Annotated in this window: 17 protein-coding genes and 1 pseudogene; 12 read left to right on the forward strand and 6 right to left on the reverse strand. The window is 61.5% G+C overall.

Annotated features, from left to right (window positions below):
- The first annotated feature begins 242 nt into the window (after window positions 1-242).
- From OKW29_RS20890 to OKW29_RS20905, 4 genes and pseudogenes are all read left to right on the forward strand, one after another.
- Window positions 243-2,006, forward strand: a complete 1,764-nt coding sequence (locus tag OKW29_RS20890; RefSeq protein WP_429292371.1) for a thiamine pyrophosphate-binding protein — start codon at window positions 243-245, stop codon at window positions 2,004-2,006.
- A 24-nt stretch (window positions 2,007-2,030) separates the two neighbouring features.
- Complete coding sequence (gene frc, locus OKW29_RS20895; RefSeq protein WP_429292372.1) at window positions 2,031-3,278, forward strand: formyl-CoA transferase; 1,248 nt, start codon at window positions 2,031-2,033, stop codon at window positions 3,276-3,278.
- 9 nt (window positions 3,279-3,287) lie between these two features.
- Window positions 3,288-4,104 (forward strand): annotated as a pseudogene (locus OKW29_RS20900) (fumarylacetoacetate hydrolase family protein).
- Between the two features lie 54 nt (window positions 4,105-4,158).
- Window positions 4,159-5,004 (forward strand): NAD(P)(+) transhydrogenase (Re/Si-specific) subunit beta, encoded by an 846-nt coding sequence (locus OKW29_RS20905; RefSeq protein WP_429292373.1) that lies wholly within the window; start codon window positions 4,159-4,161, stop codon window positions 5,002-5,004.
- A gap of 90 nt (window positions 5,005-5,094) precedes the next feature.
- Here OKW29_RS20905 and OKW29_RS20910 read toward each other — a convergent pair whose 3' ends face one another.
- Window positions 5,095-5,415 (reverse strand): hypothetical protein, encoded by a 321-nt coding sequence (locus OKW29_RS20910; protein WP_429292374.1) that lies wholly within the window; start codon window positions 5,413-5,415, stop codon window positions 5,095-5,097.
- A gap of 96 nt (window positions 5,416-5,511) precedes the next feature.
- Complete coding sequence (locus tag OKW29_RS20915; protein ID WP_018424728.1) at window positions 5,512-6,459, reverse strand: LysR family transcriptional regulator; 948 nt, start codon at window positions 6,457-6,459, stop codon at window positions 5,512-5,514.
- A gap of 369 nt (window positions 6,460-6,828) precedes the next feature.
- Here OKW29_RS20915 and oxlT point away from each other — a divergent pair, with 369 nt between their 5' ends.
- From oxlT to OKW29_RS20930, 3 genes are all read left to right on the forward strand, one after another.
- Complete coding sequence (gene oxlT, locus OKW29_RS20920) at window positions 6,829-8,181, forward strand: oxalate/formate MFS antiporter (protein ID WP_429292375.1); 1,353 nt, start codon at window positions 6,829-6,831, stop codon at window positions 8,179-8,181.
- A 30-nt stretch (window positions 8,182-8,211) separates the two neighbouring features.
- Window positions 8,212-9,195 (forward strand): LysR family transcriptional regulator, encoded by a 984-nt coding sequence (locus OKW29_RS20925; RefSeq protein ID WP_187613600.1) that lies wholly within the window; start codon window positions 8,212-8,214, stop codon window positions 9,193-9,195.
- Between the two features lie 92 nt (window positions 9,196-9,287).
- Window positions 9,288-10,739 (forward strand): aldehyde dehydrogenase family protein, encoded by a 1,452-nt coding sequence (locus tag OKW29_RS20930; protein WP_429292543.1) that lies wholly within the window; start codon window positions 9,288-9,290, stop codon window positions 10,737-10,739.
- Window positions 10,740-10,836: 97 nt separating this feature from the next.
- Here the strand turns inward: OKW29_RS20930 and OKW29_RS20935 are convergent, their stop codons facing one another.
- The 4 genes from OKW29_RS20935 to OKW29_RS20950 all read right to left on the reverse strand — a co-directional run bounded on the left by OKW29_RS20935 (window position 10,837) and on the right by OKW29_RS20950 (window position 14,119).
- Window positions 10,837-11,814, reverse strand: coding sequence for a 2-dehydropantoate 2-reductase (locus tag OKW29_RS20935; RefSeq protein ID WP_429292376.1), 978 nt, complete (start codon window positions 11,812-11,814; stop codon window positions 10,837-10,839).
- Between the two features lie 193 nt (window positions 11,815-12,007).
- Window positions 12,008-12,628, reverse strand: coding sequence for a LysE family translocator (locus tag OKW29_RS20940; protein WP_429292377.1), 621 nt, complete (start codon window positions 12,626-12,628; stop codon window positions 12,008-12,010).
- A 108-nt stretch (window positions 12,629-12,736) separates the two neighbouring features.
- Complete coding sequence (locus tag OKW29_RS20945) at window positions 12,737-13,318, reverse strand: hypothetical protein (protein WP_429292378.1); 582 nt, start codon at window positions 13,316-13,318, stop codon at window positions 12,737-12,739.
- A 219-nt stretch (window positions 13,319-13,537) separates the two neighbouring features.
- Window positions 13,538-14,119, reverse strand: a complete 582-nt coding sequence (locus OKW29_RS20950; RefSeq protein WP_429292379.1) for an IMPACT family protein — start codon at window positions 14,117-14,119, stop codon at window positions 13,538-13,540.
- A gap of 842 nt (window positions 14,120-14,961) precedes the next feature.
- On the opposite strand from OKW29_RS20950, the gene OKW29_RS20955 reads away from it, so the two are divergent.
- The 5 genes from OKW29_RS20955 to OKW29_RS20975 all read left to right on the forward strand — a co-directional run bounded on the left by OKW29_RS20955 (window position 14,962) and on the right by OKW29_RS20975 (window position 18,583).
- Window positions 14,962-15,144, forward strand: a complete 183-nt coding sequence (locus OKW29_RS20955) for a Flp family type IVb pilin (RefSeq protein ID WP_425199393.1) — start codon at window positions 14,962-14,964, stop codon at window positions 15,142-15,144.
- Window positions 15,145-15,202: 58 nt separating this feature from the next.
- Complete coding sequence (locus OKW29_RS20960) at window positions 15,203-15,730, forward strand: A24 family peptidase (RefSeq protein WP_429292380.1); 528 nt, start codon at window positions 15,203-15,205, stop codon at window positions 15,728-15,730.
- Window positions 15,731-15,754: 24 nt separating this feature from the next.
- Window positions 15,755-16,699, forward strand: coding sequence for a Flp pilus assembly protein CpaB (gene cpaB, locus OKW29_RS20965; protein ID WP_429292381.1), 945 nt, complete (start codon window positions 15,755-15,757; stop codon window positions 16,697-16,699).
- A gap of 136 nt (window positions 16,700-16,835) precedes the next feature.
- Window positions 16,836-18,197 (forward strand): type II and III secretion system protein family protein, encoded by a 1,362-nt coding sequence (locus OKW29_RS20970; protein ID WP_429292382.1) that lies wholly within the window; start codon window positions 16,836-16,838, stop codon window positions 18,195-18,197.
- 11 nt (window positions 18,198-18,208) lie between these two features.
- Window positions 18,209-18,583, forward strand: coding sequence for a CpaD family pilus assembly lipoprotein (locus tag OKW29_RS20975; RefSeq protein ID WP_429292383.1), 375 nt, complete (start codon window positions 18,209-18,211; stop codon window positions 18,581-18,583).
- Window positions 18,584-18,598 lie beyond the last annotated feature (15 nt).

The raw sequence follows: 18,598 nt of genomic DNA on the forward strand, positions 1-18,598 counted from the left end.
GGCCTGGTGTTTTCCCTTGAAATGACTGCCGCAGAGCCTTGTAGATTCGGCGCAAAGCTGTGGCTGGCAAGCTCGAGCAGCACAAACTTCGCGCCGTCTATGTCTCGAAATTGGCCTTGAAGGAATGTGATATATCACATACGGTATCTTCGAAGCCGTGAGACGTCGGTGCAACCTGACGTATATCGAAGCGGACGCGTCCGTCGATAACCGTTGCACATCCGATTGATGAGGAGATGACCATGTCTGCAGTTGTTTCATCCCTGAGTCCGGCCACGGCCACCACGACCGCCGACGACACGCTCAAGCAGAAGACCCGCGACGCGGGCGTCGTGTCGGGCGGCCATCTGGTCGCAAAGGCGCTGAAAAACGAGGGGGTCGACACGATCTTCACGCTGTGCGGCGGCCACATCATCGATATCTACGACGGCTGCGTCGACGAAGGCATCCGCATCATCGACGTGCGCCACGAGCAGGTCGCCGCACACGCGGCCGACGGCTACGCGCGCCAGACCGGCAAGCTCGGCTGCGTGGTGACGACCGCCGGCCCCGGCTGCACGAACGCGGTGACCGGCATCGCGACCGCGTTCCGCTCGGAAAGCCCGATCCTGCACATCGGCGGGCAGGGCGCGCTGACGCAGCACAAGATGGGCTCGCTGCAGGACCTGCCGCACGTCGACATCATGGCGCCGATCACGAAGTTCGCCGCGAGCGTGTCGAGCACCGAGCGCGTCGCGGACATGATCTCGATGGCCGCGCGCGAATGCTTCAACGGCGCGCCCGGTCCCGCCTACCTGGAAATTCCACGCGACGTGCTCGACCGCGAAGTCGACGTGTCGCGCGCGATCGTGCCGCGGCCGGGCCGCTATCGCGCGTCGACGAAATCGATCGGTGACCCGCGCGACATCGAGAAACTGGCGGACATTCTCGTCGATGCGGAACGCCCCGCGATCCTGTACGGCCAGCAGGTGTGGACCGCGCGCGGTCACGAGGAAGCGATCGCGCTGCTGCGCGGCATCGAGATTCCCGGCTATTTCAATGGCGCGAGCCGAGGGCTGCTGCCGCCGGGCGATCCGCATCATTTCGATCGCACGCGTTCGCAGGCGTTTGCGAATGCCGACGTGCTGATCGTGGTCGGCACGCCATTCGATTTCCGCATGGGTTACGGCCGACGCATCAGCAAGGAATTGACGCTGGTGCAGATCGATATGGACTATCGAACCGTCGGCAAGAATCGCGATATCGATCTGGGCCTGGTCGGCGATCCGGGCGCGATCCTCGCCGCGGTGCTGCAGGCCGCGAGCGGTCGTATCAAGGACGACAAGCGTCAGGCGCGCCGCAAATGGATGGCGCAGTTGCGCGACGCCGAAGCGAGCGCAACCGAAAAACTGATGCCGCTGTTCCGCTCGAACAGCACGCCGATTCATCCGTATCGCGTCGCGTACGAACTCAACGAATTCCTGTCCGACGACACCGTCTATATCGGCGACGGCGGCGACGTCGTGACGATCTCCGCGCAAGCGGTGCGCCCGCGCCGCCCCGGCCAGTGGATGGACCCCGGCGCGCTCGGCTCGCTCGGCGTCGGCACCGGCTTCGCGCTCGCGGCGAAGCTCGCGCACCCGCACAAGGAAGTGCTCTGCTATTACGGCGACGGCTCGTTCGGCATGACCGCGTTCGACATGGAAACCGCGAACCGCTTCGGCGCACCGTATCTCGCGGTGATCGGCAACAACTCGGCGATGAACCAGATCCGCTACGGCCAGCTTGCCAAATACGGCGAAGAACGCGGCAACGTCGGCAATCTGCTCGGCGACGTGCCGTTCAGCAAATTCGCCGAAATGCTCGGCGGCTATGGTGAGGAAGTGCGCGATCCCGCGCAGATCGCGAGCGCGCTACAGCGTGCGCGCGAAGCGATTCATCGCACCGGCCGCTCGGCGGTGGTCAACATCTGGGTCGACCCGCGCGAGTACGCACCGGGCACGAAGAACCAGACCATGTACAAATAACCCTCATCGTTCAGGAGATACGACATGGCCAAGGCACTCGACGGTGTGCGCATCCTCGATTTCACGCATGTGCAATCGGGGCCGACCTGCACGCAATTGCTCGCATGGTTCGGCGCGGACGTGATCAAGGTGGAACGGGCAGGCGCGGGCGACATCACGCGCGAGCAGCTGCGCGATATTCCCGACGTGGATAGCCTGTACTTCACGATGCTCAATCACAACAAGCGCTCGGTCACGATCGACACCAAGCATCCGGAAGGCAAGCAGGTGCTCGAAGCGCTGATCCAGAAATGCGACGTACTGGTCGAAAACTTCGCACCGGGCGCGCTCGACCGGATGGGCTTTACGTGGGAGCGGATTCAGGAATTGAATCCGCGCATGATCGTCGCCTCGGTGAAGGGCTTCGGTCCCGGTCCTTACGAGGACTGCAAAGTCTATGAAAACGTCGCGCAATGCGCGGGCGGCGCGGCGTCGACCACCGGCTTCGACGACGGCCCGCCGGTCGTGACCGGCGCGCAGATCGGCGACAGCGGCACGGGGCTGCATCTCGCGCTCGGCATCGTCACTGCGCTCTACCAACGCACGCATACCGGACGCGGCCAGCGCGTGCTCGCGGCCATGCAGGACGGCGTGCTCAATCTGTGCCGCGTCAAACTGCGAGACCAGCAGCGGCTCGACCGTACCGGCGTGATGAAGGAGTATCCGCAATATCCGAACGGCACGTTCGGCGAAGCGGTGCCGCGCGCGGGCAATGCGTCGGGCGGCGGCCAGCCGGGCTGGATTCTGAAATGCAAAGGGTGGGAGACCGACCCCAACGCCTATATCTACTTCATCACGCAGGCGCCCGTGTGGGCGAAGATCTGCAACGTGATCGGCAAGGAGGAGTGGGCCACGGACCCCGACTACGCGACGGCGCCCGCGCGCCTGCCGCGCTTGAAGGAGATCTTCGCCGAAATCGAACGCTGGACGATGACGAAGACCAAGTTCGAGGCGATGCAGATCCTGAACGAATACGACATTCCGTGCGGCCCGATCCTGTCGATGAAGGAAATTGCCGAGGAGCCGTCGCTGCGCAAAACCGGCACGATCGTCGAAGTCGATCATCCGAAGCGCGGCAAGTATCTGACAGTGGGCAATCCCATCAAGCTGTCCGACAGCCCGACCGACGTCGAACGCTCGCCGCTGCTTGGCGAACATACCGATGAAGTGATGGCCGAGCTCGGTTATTCGGCCGGGCAGATCACGGCGCTGCGCACGGCGGGCGCAATCTAGGAGCGAGGCATGCAGACGTGGATGCGGTTCATGTCGGGCGACGGCGGCATCGTGTTCGGGCCGTGTCGAAGGCGCCTATCTGCACGAGTACGAAAGTCTCGCGCAGCCGGTGCCGACCGGCGCAGTACTGTCGCTGCGCGCATTGACGCCGTTGGCGCCGTGCTCGCCCGGCAAGATCGTCGCGCTGTGGAATAACTATCACGCGCTCGCGGCGAAGCTCGACAAACCCGTGCCCACGCATCCGCTGTTTCTGCTGAAGCCGGCGGCGTCGGTGATCGGCGCGGGCGAGCCGATCCGCCGGCCGCGTCACTACGCGGGCAAGATCGTCTACGAAGGCGAACTCGGCATCGTGATCGGCCAGCGTTGCCGCGACGTGGATGCGCAGCAGGCGGAGGCGGCGATCTTCGGCTACACGCTCGTCAACGACGTCACCGCCGCCGATCTGCTCAACGAGAATCCGCATTTTCCGCAGTGGTGTCGCGCGAAGAGCTTCGATACCTTCTGTTGCCTGGGTCCGGCCATCGTCTCCGGTTTCGACTGGCGGGCGGCGCGCCTCCTGACCACGCTCGACGGCGCCGAGCGTCAGAACTATCCGCTCGCCGATATGGTCTTTTCGCCGGCCGAGCAGGTGAGTCTGATATCGCAGGATCTGACGCTCGAACCCGGCGACGTGATTGCGTGCGGCACCTCGGTGGGCGTGGGGTCGATCAAGGACGGCGCAACGGTCTCGATCACGATCGATGGGATAGGCACGCTGACCAATACCTTGAGCGCGGCGCAGCGCGACGAGCCACGGCGATCGGGCGATACCGCGAACGTCGGTTGACGAGGGCCGGACCTCGCGGCTCTTGCCTTTTCATCGCATCACGGAGGATCACGCATGCCGCAAGCCTGTGGAAGTGCCGTGTGGATGGACCTGTTGTTGCTGCTCGCCGTGACTGTCATCGCTGCGTTGGTTGCGGTGCTGATGGTGGCGTTGGCCGCGCTCTCGCGACGACCGTTCGGCCGACGTTCGGCGCAGCGGCATTCATGCGTGCGCGAACGCGATCTGACACGCAGGCCCCGGATGCTTGCATTGCTTGGCAGCGGGATCGGTTTGGCGGTCGCGTCGACAGGCTTTACGCGCTACCTGTTGGCAGCGGCGCGCGAGAACAGCGAACGCATCGAACTGTTTGCAGCCGTGTTGATCGGCGCGCTGCTCTTTGCGATCTCGGCGATTGCGTTCTGCAAGCTGCGCGGCGCATTGCAACTCGAGGCGGTCGCGCGGCCGGGACATCACGTCGTCAATCTGTTTGCGCTGTTTTTATGCGGATGGCTCGGTTACGGCTTCGTCACTGAACAGGCACAGCCATTCGGACTCGCGGCATTGCTCGCGACGGGCGCGCTGGCGTTGGCAATGGGCGTGCATCTGATGCTGAGCCGCGAGTACTCGGCCGATCCCGCTCACGCGGCGAATCGCGTCAGTTGCGCAGCGCGCATGTATGCCTTCGCCGCGCGTAGCGATGGCCTGGCGATCGGCAAGCCGGGCCTGCTCGCGAACATCGAGTGGCATGGCGGGGAAGAGCTGACGTGGGCGCTTCGCGATGTCACGCCGGCGATGATGCGCGTGAGCGCCTCTGCAGATGGTCGGGACGGGCGTGATGGTAGACGCGGCAACGGCCGCCAGCGCGACTATGCACGCCAATGCGCGCACGAGCGGCCGGTTCATTTCACTACCCGTCGGTGATCAATGATGCATGCGCCGCCAGAAGACCTGATTGCCAATAGCGAAGACGGCGGGACGATGATCCTGCCGCCCGAGTCTTTTTCGATGCTTCTATTCGCCCACGGCCGCGGCGAATTCGCTGTAGTACTGCGTCTTCCTATGCAGAATCAGTTGCGCGAGAAAGTCGGCATCGTACGCCCGATGCAGGTGGCTGTGATAGCGCTCGATATAAGCGGTGATTCGCGCCAACTCGCCATTGAACTCTTTCAGCATGTCGAGCGTCGCACGGTCCCAGCGAAACCGCAGCCCAAGATCGCTGAACGCGGCATTGTAGGCGCTCAGATGCGCATCGTCGGGTTGGTCTTCGTGATCCGCCGCTGCTGTGCGAGCGTTGCGTGTACTGATACGGGATTCAACCGGAGCGTGGTTCATGATCGGCCTCCTCGGCTCGCAAGTGAAAGAACTCGCTTGCAGCATAGAAGTCGCGATCGATTTGCAATAGTTAAAGTTTTATTGGCTTTCCATAGCCTACGGCTTATGCACGCTCAGTTCCTTCACGCGGGTGATCTTTTCGATCAGATTGGCGCCTTCCTCCATCAGGAAGCGTTTGAAGGCGACGGCAACCGGTGGCAGACGCTTGTTCTTCCGATGCACGACATACCAATTGAGCATGACCGGAAAGGTTTCGACGTCGAGCACGACCAGATGACCCAGTTGCAATTCGAGGCTGATCGTATGGGCGGACAGAAACGCGATGCCCATGCCGGCGATGACCGCCTGCTTGATCGTCTCGGTGCTCTTGATCTCCATCGCAATCTTCAGATTGGACAGCCGGCCGGCAAAACCTTCTTCCATCGAATTCCACGTGTCCGAGCCGCGTTCGCGCACGATGAACGCTTCGTTCGCGAGTTGACTGAAGCGGATATTGCGCTTGTGCGCAAGCGGATGAGTGGGCGCCGCGACGATCACGTACGGGTGCGGCGCGAACGGTTCATTGGTCGCGTCGGTTTCGTGCGGCGGACGCACCATGACCGCGAGGTCGGTCTGATTGGTCGCCAGTTGATGAAGCAGTTCTTCGCGGTTGTGTACCGCGAGATTGAGATCCACACCCGAATAGCGACGCGTGAATTCAGCGAGAAGGCGCGGAAAGAAATAGTCGCCCGCGCTAATCACCGCAACATTCAGTTTGCCGCCGGAGACACCCTTCAACTGGCTCATCGCTTCGTCGACTTCATGGAACTGCTGCATGATCGCGCGGCTGTAGTGGAGCATTTCCGTGCCTGCCGGCGTCAGATAGATCTTCTTGCCGAGTTGCTCGAACAGGGGCAGCCCCGCATGTTCCTCGAGTTGCCGGACCTGGGTGGAAACGGCCGGCTGAGTCAGATGCAATTCCTCCGCGGCGCGGGAAAAACTCAGGTGGCGCGCTACCGTTTCAAAGACCTTCAGTTGCCGCAGAGTTGCATTGCGCATCGTCATGGTCGATGTATAAGGAAACGTGAATCAACATAATAACAAACTTTAATTATGAGTAATTCAGCAATGACCCTAGCATGAAACCTATAACAAGCCGAATAGCCGCTGTAATACGCGGGTTAACGCATAGATATGTGGTGTGGCGGACTCAATAGCTGGGAATAAGCTGTAATGCTTACCGGGTGAAGCGTGGTTCTGGTCGGAATAAAGCAAGAATTATAGAAGACCAGTTCGGGGGATCTGCGGAAACACAGAAGCGTCAATTGAGATTTTTCCCGAATAGCGAAGTTCTCGGGCCATAACGATAAGGCGGGACGCATCCAGCGCGGCGCGTAAGCCGGCTGCACTAAATAAATAGTGGAGACAAGGCTCATGAACGATATCACCCAGCAATCGACGACCCGTATGTCCTGGCGTAACCGATGGTGGCAACTCGTCATCGGCATGGTATGCATGGCGCTGGTGGCGAATCTGCAATATGCGTGGACGTTATTCGTGGCTCCTATGCATGCGCGGCATCACTGGAGCGAGGCGTCGATCCAGCTCGCGTTCTCTATCTTCATTCTGACCGAGACGTGGCTCGTGCCGTTCGAGGGCTGGCTCGTCGATCGATTCGGGCCGCGCCCGGTGGTGGCAGCCGGCGCGGTATGCGCGGGTTTGTCGTGGATTCTCAATTCGCATGCGACCACGCTCGGCATGTTGTATTTCGCGGCGGTGATTGGCGGGATAGGCGCGGGCAGTGTGTATGGAACATGCGTCGGCAATGCGCTCAAATGGTTTCCCGACCGGCGCGGTCTCGCCGCGGGTTTGACGGCAGCGGGCTTTGGCGCAGGCGCGGCGCTGACGGTGATTCCGATTGCGAACATGATTACGCGCCGCGGCTATGAAGAGACGTTCCTGTTCTTCGGCATCGTGCAAGGCGTCAGCATTCTGCTGCTCGCGATGCTCCTGACGCGGCCGATCTTGCGTCAACCAGGGGTACGCAAGAGCCGCTTCGCGGTGTCGAAGGTCGATTTCACCTCGCGCCAGATGATCAGAACGCCAGTGTTCTGGGTGATCTACGCGTCGTTCGTCGCGGTCGCGGCGGGCGGCTTGATGGCGACCGCGCAGATCGGCCCGATCGCGAAAGACTGGGGCATAGCGCGCATTCCGATGACGGTCTTCGGCGCGACGTTGCCGCTGCTGACCCTCACGCTGTCGATCGACAATATCTTCAACGGCTTGACGCGTCCGCTGTCCGGCTTCATCTCCGACAAGATCGGCCGTGAAAACACGATGTTCGTGATCTTCATCGGCGAGGGGCTCGCGTTGCTCGGCATGATGCAGTTCGGCAGCAATCCGTATGCGTTCATGGTCTTTGCCGCGCTGATCTTCCTGTTCTGGGGCGAGATCTTCTCGATCTTCCCGGCGACTTGCGCCGATACGTTCGGCAGCAAGTACGCGGCCGCCAATGCCGGCACGTTGTACACCGCGAAGGGCACGGCCTCGTTGCTGGTGCCGATCGCGTCCGTACTCGCGGCGACGGGCGGCTGGAGCCTTGTCTTCGTCTTTGCCGCCGTCATCACGATCGCAGCCGGCATTTCCGCGAAGTTCATCCTCAAGCCGATGCGCGCGCGTTGGATCGAATCGCACAACGAACCACCTCAGGGCGCGCTGGCCGTCGCGGGTCATGGCAATGGCAATGCGTCGCGAATGAGTCACTGGCCCGAACAGTCTGGCGAATAACGTGAGCGTCGCGCGCCCGGAACCGATGCCATGAATGTTTCGCTGCAGCAGCTCAAGGTATTCGTCGCGGTCGCGCGCGAGCGCAGTTTCACGCGCGCGGCGCGCGAGTTCGATCTGACGCAGTCGGCCGTGAGCCGTTGCGTGCGTGAACTGGAAGACGCGGTCGAATTGAAGCTGTTCGATCGCACGACACGCCAGGTCGAACTGACGAATGCGGGTGCGAGTCTCGAGAGAAGAATTGGCCGTCTGCTCGACGAAATCGAGTTGACGCTGCTCGAAGAGCGCGCTGCTTATGACGGACACACGGGCGTCGTCTTATTCGCGAGTAATCCGGTGTTGTCATCGGGCTGGGTGCCGCAGGCTTTGGCGCAGTGCGCGTCGGTTTTTCCCGAGCTGGTCGTATCGGTCAAGGATCAGCCTCAAAGCAGCGTACTGGCCAGTGTCGAGCAGGGCGAGGTGGATTTCGGCGCGGTCTGTGTGACTGTACCTGTCGATAGTCCTCTACTGCACGCGCAGGTACTTTTCACTACGCCACTGCATGCGGTGCTTCCATCCGCGCATCCGCTAGCGCGGCAAGACAGCATCGGATGGCACGCGTTGCGCGAATGTCCGCTGATAACGCTGAATGCCGATACTGGCGTGCGCGCCGCGCTCGCACCGGTACTCGCCGCGAACGGATCGAAGCGGCGGCCGTTGCAGGAACTCGGACACGTTGCGACAGTAGCGCGCATGGTCGAATTGGGACTGGGTGTCGGCGTATTGCCTGTCGATGCGCATTGGCCTTCGCCGGGCGCTTCGTTGGTGAGTCGTCCGCTGGTCCCCGAAACGGCATTGACGACGGTACTCGTGCACCGCAGAAATCGCTCGCTTCGTCCCAATGCGGCTGCTGCATGGGCGCAGTTCGTTGCGTCGACGACTGATCATTCGCCGATCGCGAACGAAGCGCCTGCCGCAGCCGCGACGCAAAGCTTCAACTGGCGGTCCGTGCGGCAAAGCCTGTTGCCGGAACCTTAGACAGGGGCCGACCAAAAAGCTTGCGCGACGCGCGGCATTCGATCGATGCGCCGTCAGTCAACCACATAACGTCCTACTCAAGGAGCTTCATGATGGAAATCCAGACCGATCTCAGGCACCATGATCTGCTGATCGACGGCAAGCGCATGCCGCCAGGCACCGGGGAATATTCCGTCGACATCAACCCCGCGACCGAAGAGCCGATCGCACGGGTGGCGCAAGGCAGCGCCGCCGACGTCGATGCCGCGGTGCGCGCCGCGCGCGGCGCATTGAAAGTATGGAATTCGATTCGGGCCGCCGAACGCGGGCGCATCCTGCAACGTCTCGCGGGCCTGATGCGCGAGAACATGGAAGAACTCGCCGCGCTCGAAAGCCTCGACGGCGGCAAGCCGATTGCCGCGGTGATGCGTCAGGACGTGCCCGCCGCGATCGATACCGTCGAATACTACGCAGGCTGGTGCGACAAGATCAACGGCCAGGTGGTGCCGACGCGTCCCGATGCATTGACCTATACGTTGCGCGAACCTGTCGGCGTGGTCGCCGCAATCGTGCCGTGGAATTTTCCGCTGATGATCGGCATGTGGAAGATCGCGCCCGCGCTTGCATGCGGTTGCACGCTGATCGTCAAGCCTGCCGAGATCACGCCGCTCACCGCGTTGCGCATCGGCGAGCTGGCGCTCGAAGCGGGCGTGCCGCCGGGTGTGCTCAACATCGTCACCGGCAAAGGCAGTGTGGTGGGCGACGCGATGGTCTCGCATCCCGGTATCGACAAGGTCACGTTCACCGGTTCGCCTTCGGTCGGACGAGGCATCCTGCAGGGCGCGGCGGGCAACTTCAAACGCGTGACGCTGGAACTCGGCGGCAAGTCGGCCAACGTGATTTTTGCCGACGCGAATCTCGACAATGCGGTGCGAGCCGCGGCGTCGGGCGTGTTCTTCAATACGGGGCAAGTGTGCTCCGCCGGGTCGCGGATACTCGCGCATCGCGACGTGTATGACGAAGTAGTCGAGCGTCTGGCCACGCGCGCGAAGTCGATCAAGGTCGGCGACCCGTCGCTGCGCGAAACGTCGATGGGACCGCTGATTTCGGCCGCGCAGATGAAGACCGTATTGAGCTATGTCGACACGGGACGCTCGGAAGGCGCATCGCTCGTGACGGGTGGCGCGCGCGTCGGCAATCGCGGCTTTTTCGTCGAGCCAACCGTGTTCGCGAATGTCGAGCACGAAATGCGCATTTCGCAGGAAGAAATCTTCGGGCCCGTGGCGAGCGTGATCCGTTTCAACGACGAAGCGGACGCGATCCGAATCGCCAATGGCACGTCGTACAGTCTCGCGGCTGGCGTGTGGAGCACTGACTTGAGCCGCGTGCATCGCGTGGCGCGCGACCTGAAGGCGGGCACGGTGTGGATCAACACCTACGGTTATACGGACGTGCGTTTGCCGTGGGGCGGTGCTGGCGATTCGGGCTTCGGTCGCGAGCATGGCGATGTCGCGATCGAGAACTTCACGGAACCGAAAGCGGTGTGGGTGGCGATCGATCAATAACGTCCAATACGAAAAAGGATCGGATGCATGGCGTCCGATCCTTTTTTTGACGTTGCATGACGAAACAGGAGCTTGCGAGTCGTTAGCGAGTACCCGGTCAATTGCCCTGCAAAGCCATTTTCTCCCGCAATTTGATCAGTGCGAGCACGACGTCGATGGTGGGTGTCGGTTCAGCAACGAGGCGCCCCATTTCCTGCACGACGGTCAACAGAGGATCGATCTCCATCGGCCGACGGTTCTCGAGATCGACGAGCGTCGATGTCTTGTGCGCACCGACCGCACCCGCGCCATCAATACGCCTTTCCACATCGACACGAAAGTGCACGCCGAGTTTCTCCGCGATTTGCTTCGCTTCGAGCATCATCGTGCGTGAAACGGCGCGCGTGCCCGGGTCGCTCGTGAGTACGTCGAGCGTTGCATGCGTCAATGCGCTAATCGGGTTGAAGCACAGATTACCCCATAGCTTGAGCCAGATTTCGTCGCGGATGTTGTCGCGAATCGGCGCTTCGAATCCGGCCGCCTGCATGATCTCGTGCAATTGCTGAATGCGCGGGGTGCGCTCGCCACTGGGTTCGCCGATGGGAAACTTCTTGCCGTACACGTGTTTGATCACCCCCGGTTCGACGATCTCCGCCGCCGGATAGAGTACGCAGCCAATCGCGCGCTCGGGTCCGAGCCTGGTCCATTGCGAACCGTCGGGGTCGACGCTCGCCAGCCGAGTGCCGGCAAAGCGCCCGCCGTGCTGATAGAAGTACCAATATGGAATGCCGTTGACGCCGGTGACGATCGCCGTGTGCTTGCCGAGAAGCGGTTGCATGGAATCGACCACGCCAGGCAGCGAATGCGCCTTCAGCGTCACGATGACGAAGTCCTGGACGCCGAGTTCGCGTGGATCGGACGTGCAGCGCACCGGCGCGCTGAACGTTTCGCCATCCATGATGAGGCGCGCGCCGTGTTCACGCATCGCGGCCAGATGCGGGCCGCGCGCAATGAAGCTGACGTCCGCGCCGGCGCGTGCCAATTGCACGCCCATTAAACCGCCAATCGCTCCCGCTCCGAAGATGCAGATCTTCATGATGTCGCTCCGTGACGATGAAAAAGCCGTTCGCCCAATGCCGCATTGCAGTCATTCGCGGCCGGTCACGTTTCGAGCATAAGGTGGCGCGACGAATGCTGATAGTTAAAGTTTCTCCGTCGATGTATTAGTTATTCGTTATGAAAAGACCGCGATGTGAATGCTGCTTCGACTGTCGGAGAGCCTCGATACCTCAGCCGCGCCGAACCAGCAGAAAACTCACGCCGATTGCCGCGAGAAATCCGCCGCAGCAGCGATCGAACCAGCGGCGGATCTGCGCGCGCATCAGCCATTTGCCGAGATACATGCCGGCCCACGAATACAATGCAATCGCCACCCATTCGAGTACCAGAAAGCTCGCGCCGAGCGCGGCGAATTGCGGCAGTATCGGCTGCGCGACGTCGACGAATTGCGGTAGAAACGCGGTGAAAACCAGAATCGCCTTCGGATTGCCCGCGGCCACGAAGAACTCTTGCCGTGCAATTCGCGTGAGTGCCGCGTCCTGCGGTTGCGACGTATCGATGGCGGGGGCATCGCTGCGCCACAACTGGATGGCGAGCCAGATCAGATATGCGGCGCCCGCGAGTTTGATCGCGAGAAAGATCCATTCCGACGCGTGCAGCACGACGGCGAGACCGGTCGCGGCGAGCGCGAGCATCATCGCGAAGGCGAGCAGCCGGCCGGTGCCGCCGACGAAAGCCTTCATGAAGCCATGGCGCGCGGCCACGTTGATCGAAAGCAGATTATTGGGCCCAGGTGCGAGATTGATGGCAAAGCAGGCGGGCAAAAAGAATAGCCAGGCGGTAAGGGACATGACGGCTCGCATTCCGAACGGGAGATCAGGACGCATCGCGCGGGGATTGCGCGCGACGCGTTACCCGGATTGTAGCGAAACCGCGCCGCGCGCCGGCTGGCCGCGCATTCAGTTCACGGCCTTGATGAAGCCAGGATCGTCGATCAATGCATCGACGCTGAGCTTGACCGTGTCTTCGATCGCGATCGTATTGCTGGTGAATTTCGGCGACTTTTGCTTCACGGTGCGTGTGGTCGTGAACATCACTTTCTGGGTCGCCGCATCGATGACCACGTAGTGCATCTTCAGCGTCCACAGCGCCGGCGAGCGCGTGTCGTCCACCGTGAATGTTTCGATGCGGCCGCTGAGCACGCGCTTGTTGTCGTCGATTCGGAAACCGGCCACTCGCAGGCTTTTCGCGACGTCATCGCGCACGACGAGGCTGATATCGTCTTTCAGCACGAGCCCGGTCATCGCGGTATTTTCGATGCGGTTCGGCGAAATATGACCGTCGCGCGCGGGCAGATACGCGAAGTCGCGCGCAGGCGCGACGCTGAGCGACCCGGTGCCGTGGGCTTTCGAGTGCGTCATGCTGGCGCTGCTGTTGAGGCCGAACCAAGACCACGAGCACGCGGACAGCAGCATGGGCAGCAGTACCGCGCCGCAGCCTTTGAGCACGACGGATCTCAACGGCGAACGCGCGGCAGCCATGCGGGAGAAAGCGGCGGTCGAAGTCAGAGGAATTGCCCTTTTAAGTGGAGTCATCCCGGTGGAGAACAGCATGGTAGCAGCGAACCGGACCGTCGACCTTCGGACCGGGGCCGGGAAGTAGATGAGAACAATGTGAAATGGCTTGCGCGCACCGCGCGTTCGCACTGTTGTCGGCACTGTTGTCGGGATTCCGCCGCGCAAGGCCAGGACCTGAGGCGGTTAGAAAAAGCCTGCCTTTCCCTGCGTGATATCGATCAGCGCTCGCTTGGCGTCCTCGAGCGCATTGACGGGCACGCGCATCGTCATCTTCACCAGCATGCCGTAGGCGCTGTCCACGAGCGTATAGCCTTCGGCGTCCATCCATCGGCGAATTTTGGCTTCGTCGGCATAACTTACTTCGACGCCCAGCGAAGCCTGAGCAATCCTCTCGACGCGCGGTGCGTCGAGCAGCGCGGATGCGATCGCATCGGTGTACGCGCGCACCAGACCGCCCGCGCCGAGTTTCACCCCGCCGTAATAGCGCACGACGGCCGCGAGCACGCCATCCAGATCGTGATGCCGCAGCACTTCGAGAATCGGCCGGCCCGCGGTACCGGACGGCTCGCCGTCGTCGGACATGCCGGATTGGCCGCCCGCGAGCAGCGCCCAGCACACATGCGTCGCGGCCGGATGCTGTTCGCGCAGACACTGCAATTCGGCCATCGCGGCATCGCGATCGGCGACCGGGATCGCATACGCGATGAAGCGACTCTTGCGAATCTCGAGTTCTGCAGACGCTGTGGATGAGACGGTGTGACTCACGTTGGTCGAGATCCGTTATGTCAATAAAATCAATCGGTTGATGGGGTGGCTTCGTCCCGCTTGGGTGGACCCGGATGGATCGGGTGCGATATGGACCGCAGGCTCAGATGGGGCAATTATGCGTGCACATCAAGCTGGTGACCATTGTACGAAACAAGGGCTGCATTTCACGAAATCGGGTGTGGCCGTCCTGCGAATTCGCTGATGCATCATTGATCTGTTTCTATCAAATTTTCCGCCGATTATTCTGATGACACGTTGGCGCAAACGTTTGATCGCTGAACATTGCGCAAAAAAACGCGGTTCGTGAAATCGAGTTTAACTTCATAATTGAGAGATGCACTGATAATCCGCTTCTATCCAGTTTTCTGCCCATCAATCCGGTAACGTTTCGACGCAAACGTTTGATCGCTGATCATCGGGCGATAAAACGCGCTTCACGAGAGTAGATATAACTTCATACAATTCGGGCATTCGCTAATGCACGACTGCTCATCTTATGTCCGTGTTTCTACCAGTTTTTCTGCGGCGGGCTAGCGCAAACGTTTGGCCGGAAATCGTTGCGGAAAAATCGGTAATAATTGCGTCAATTACCCGTCTTCTTGCAATCCGGGAATGCACTAATCATTTATTCAGTAAAGTTTCCCAAATGCCTGCCGTTAAAAGATGAGACGGTTAGGCTCTTATCAATCCTGGCTGCACGCATGAGCCGAATTGAGTGGGTTTTTCCCGTCTTTTCCGCCCGGGGGTATCCAGTTCGCGCGGCTACGATAAGTGCAGGTCGGATCCGCAACGACCGGAAAATCTTGGCTATCGACCAACTGTGTTTTTGAGGGGGCTATATGAAAATTCGTCAATTCGTCAAAAAATTCGCGCGTGACGAGCGCGGCGTGACCGCGCTGGAGTACGCAATTCTGGCAGGGATCATCGTGGCGGCAGTCGTCGCCGGCGTCGCTTTTCTTTCGAGCGGGCTTCAGTCGGGCTTCCAGAATCTGAGCAGCACGATTGTTAGCGCAACCACCTAATTAAATTAAGGTTCCCCCCGAATTCACCCGCGTTTCGCGAGTTCAATGAGAGGTGGCGATGTCCGTGCTTTCACTCGTGGTCCGGCTGGCGGCGGTGGGAACGCTGGGGTGGCTTGCAGTGATGGATGTACGCGACCGCCGTTTGCCCAACAAGGGCGTACTGGCGGTCGCCATTCTGTTCTTTGCCGATGCGGTGCTCGCGCAAATGTCGTTGTCTGCGACCGGGGAGCATGTGCTGGTTGCGGCTGTAGTAGGTGTGCTGTGCGTTGGACTCTACCTGATGAACATGCTGGGCGGCGGAGACGTCAAGCTGGTTGCAGCCATCGGCCTATGGGTGGGTAGCAACCTGCTGGTCGCGACGTCGGCGCTGATGCTGGTTGCTTTGACCGGATTGCTCGTTGCACTGCTTGGCCTCGCGACACGTCGGCTCGATCCCGCTGCGTGCTTCGGACCAATGCGCGGTCTTGCATTCTTTTCCTGTCGGCGCGGGGTGCCGTACGGGGTCGCGCTTGCTGCGGGTGGCAGCGCGGCAATTCTGTTACCGCTCTGGTTGCCTTGGGCGATAACGCACTTTGTGAAGCACTAGAAAACGACTTCGGCCTCTGCCTATATGTCCAAGATCATAAAGCTGGCAGCTCTTCTGCTGGGCGCACTGCTTGTGGCGTTTATCGTGCGTTTCGTTGTCCAAACCGCGACGGCGCAGCACGTTCAGCCTCCTGCCATGAAACGGGTCCGCGTGGCGGCCGCCGATCTTCCCGCCGGCCTGCTGCTGCGAGAGGCCGATCTCGCCTGGAAGGACACGCCGGCGGCGAGCGTGCCGGCCGGCGCGGTGATCGACGGCGATACGGCGAATACAGTCGAACTGAAAGGCGCGCTGTTACGTCAAGCCGTGTCGACTGGCCAGGCGGTCCTGTCCGATGAGGTCATCCTGCCGGGCGCGCCGGGTTTTCTGGCCGCTACGCTGAAACCGGGCATGCGGGCGGTGTCGGTTGCGATCGACGATGTCTCGGGCAATGCCGGTCTGATTGAGCCGGGCGACTACGTGGACCTGTTGCTGACCCAACAGATGAGCAACCGTACCGACGAGCCGGTGCTAGCGGTGGCGAGCGAAACCATCGTTCAGCACGTGCGGGTGCTGGCCGTCGGCTCGGTCATTCAGCGTCCGAAGGCAGACGGCAATCCGTCCGATTCGGGTAACCGGGCGCGCACCGTCACGCTGGAAGTCTCACCGGAGAGGGCAGAGGTGGTGTCCGTGGCGGCGCGGCTCGGTAGCTTGTCGCTTGCCCTGCGCAGCTTTGCCGTGGCTAGCCGCGATCCTGGCGCCGATTCCGCCGACGCGGCTTCCGCACCGCCTGGACCAGTCTGGGCCGGCGATATTTCGCGTGCTGTGCGCGAGCTGCCACGACCGGCGAGCAATAAGCCGCAGAGTGCCGTCCCAGGCCATAGCGTGATGGTTTATCGCGGTTCGCAAAAAAATCTGGCCGAGGATTCGAGCGTGCCGTTACCGGGCGGTGGTCATGTACCTCCGCTTCCGACCCAGCCCATGCCGCAATAAGAATATGAAACCAATTTATCTGACCGGGGTAGCGCCAGGGAAATGGCCGATGGTCGCACGCGCGGTGTTGTTCGCCGTCGGGCTGGGAATGGCTGTAGGAGCGCAAGCGCAGGTGAGAAAGCTTCCACCGACATATATGGCACAGAAACCCGTACCGATCCGCGCGAGTGAGCATGCCGACGCCGGCGGCAGCGTCAGCGTGACAGCTGGCCAGGAGGTGCTCGTGCGTCTCAATCAGGATGCCAGTTCGGTATTCGTGGCCGATCCGGAGGTGGCCGACGTGCACATGCCGACTCCGCGCGTACTGGTGCTACTCGGCAAGAAGGCCGGCACGACAACGCTGTTCGCGCTGACGGCGAACGGCGTGCAGTTGCTCAAGCGCAGCGTTGTGGTCGGCGCCGATCTGGACACGCTGCGCCGCATGATGGCGGCGCGCTACCCGGACGCTAATCTGCGGCTCAACGCCGGGCCCGGATCGCTGCAGGTCTCGGGCGAAGTGTCGGGATCAGATGTCGCGGATGCCGTGGTGCAGATGATTACGCCGTACCTGGCGGAAAAGCAGGTGCTCGTGAATCGCATGACGATCGCGCATCCGTTGCAGGTGCAACTACGCGTGCGCATTTCCGAAGTCGACCGTACCGTCACCCAGCAACTAGGCGTGAACTGGCAATCGCTCGGCGTCCCTGGCAATTGGCAGACGGGACTGTTTAACGGTCGCGGCATTCTCAATACGACTGGCTCGAGTAGCAACGGCGGTTCGCCGGTCAATCTGGCGGCGAACGGTGCGTTTTCGCTGCTGACCGGTTTCGCGACGAGCCACTGGAACATCCAGATGCTGCTGGACGCGCTCCATCAGGAAGGATTGCTGACGATGCTGGCCGAGCCGAATCTCGTGGCGTTGTCTGGCCAGACCGCCAGTTTTCTCGCGGGCGGGGAGTTTCCGATTCCGGTTTCGCAGACCAACGGCGCGATCGATGTCGAGTTCAAGCAGTTCGGTGTGAAGCTGGACTTCACGCCGACCGTGCTCAACGACAATCGGATCAGCCTCAAGGTCCGGCCTGAAGTGAGCCAGATCGACCCGTCGGTCAGCGTTACCACTGGCGGCATCACGATTCCGGGCCTGAGCGTGCGCAGCGCGAATACCACGGTCGAGCTAGGCAGCGGTCAGAGCTTCGCCATCGCGGGTTTGTTGCAGAACAATACGAGCAACACCATTTCGCAGATCCCCGGCCTCGGCTCGATCCCGGTACTCGGCAAGCTGTTTTCGTCGAGCAACTACCAGAACAACAAGTCCGAACTGGTCATCATCGTGACGCCGTATCTGGTCGATCCGGTCAGTCCGGACAAACTGCGTACCCCGCTGGATTCGGTTATGCAGCCAGTGGGTGACCTCGAGTACAGCTTCCAGCACACCTATGGTTCGGCGGGCGCCAAGGCGCCCGTCGCGGACGCCGACACCCAGCCGCGTCTGGTGGGCCGGGCCGGATACATCTATTGATCGGAGCGACCATGACAATGCGATTCAGGATGCTGTTTGCTCCGCTCGGTTTGCTCGTCACGCTGCTTGGCGGGTGTTTCCAGCCGCCGTTCGATATGCCCGATGCCTCGGTCATCCGCCACGACGATGGCCAGGTCGTGCCGCCGGATTGCAGGCAGCTTGCCGTGCCATCCGGGCTGACCGACGGCGGCCTGCGGCAGCCCTCGGTGGCATGGGGGTGCGCGACCTACACCAACCTGGCCGCGCAAATCGCGCATCCACGCGATCTGGAGCAGCCTGGACCCATGGGGCCGGCCGATGCGGCCGTGGCAGCCGATGCGATGCGCCGCTACGAGCAGGACAAGGTCACGCCGCTCGACAAGCAATCTTCGCGCAACGCGAAGTAACGACAGGACCCAACC

Origin of the sequence: Paraburkholderia sp. CI3 (assembly GCF_050436505.1) — a bacterium.
Classification (GTDB): Bacteria; Pseudomonadota; Gammaproteobacteria; order Burkholderiales; family Burkholderiaceae; genus Paraburkholderia; species Paraburkholderia tuberum.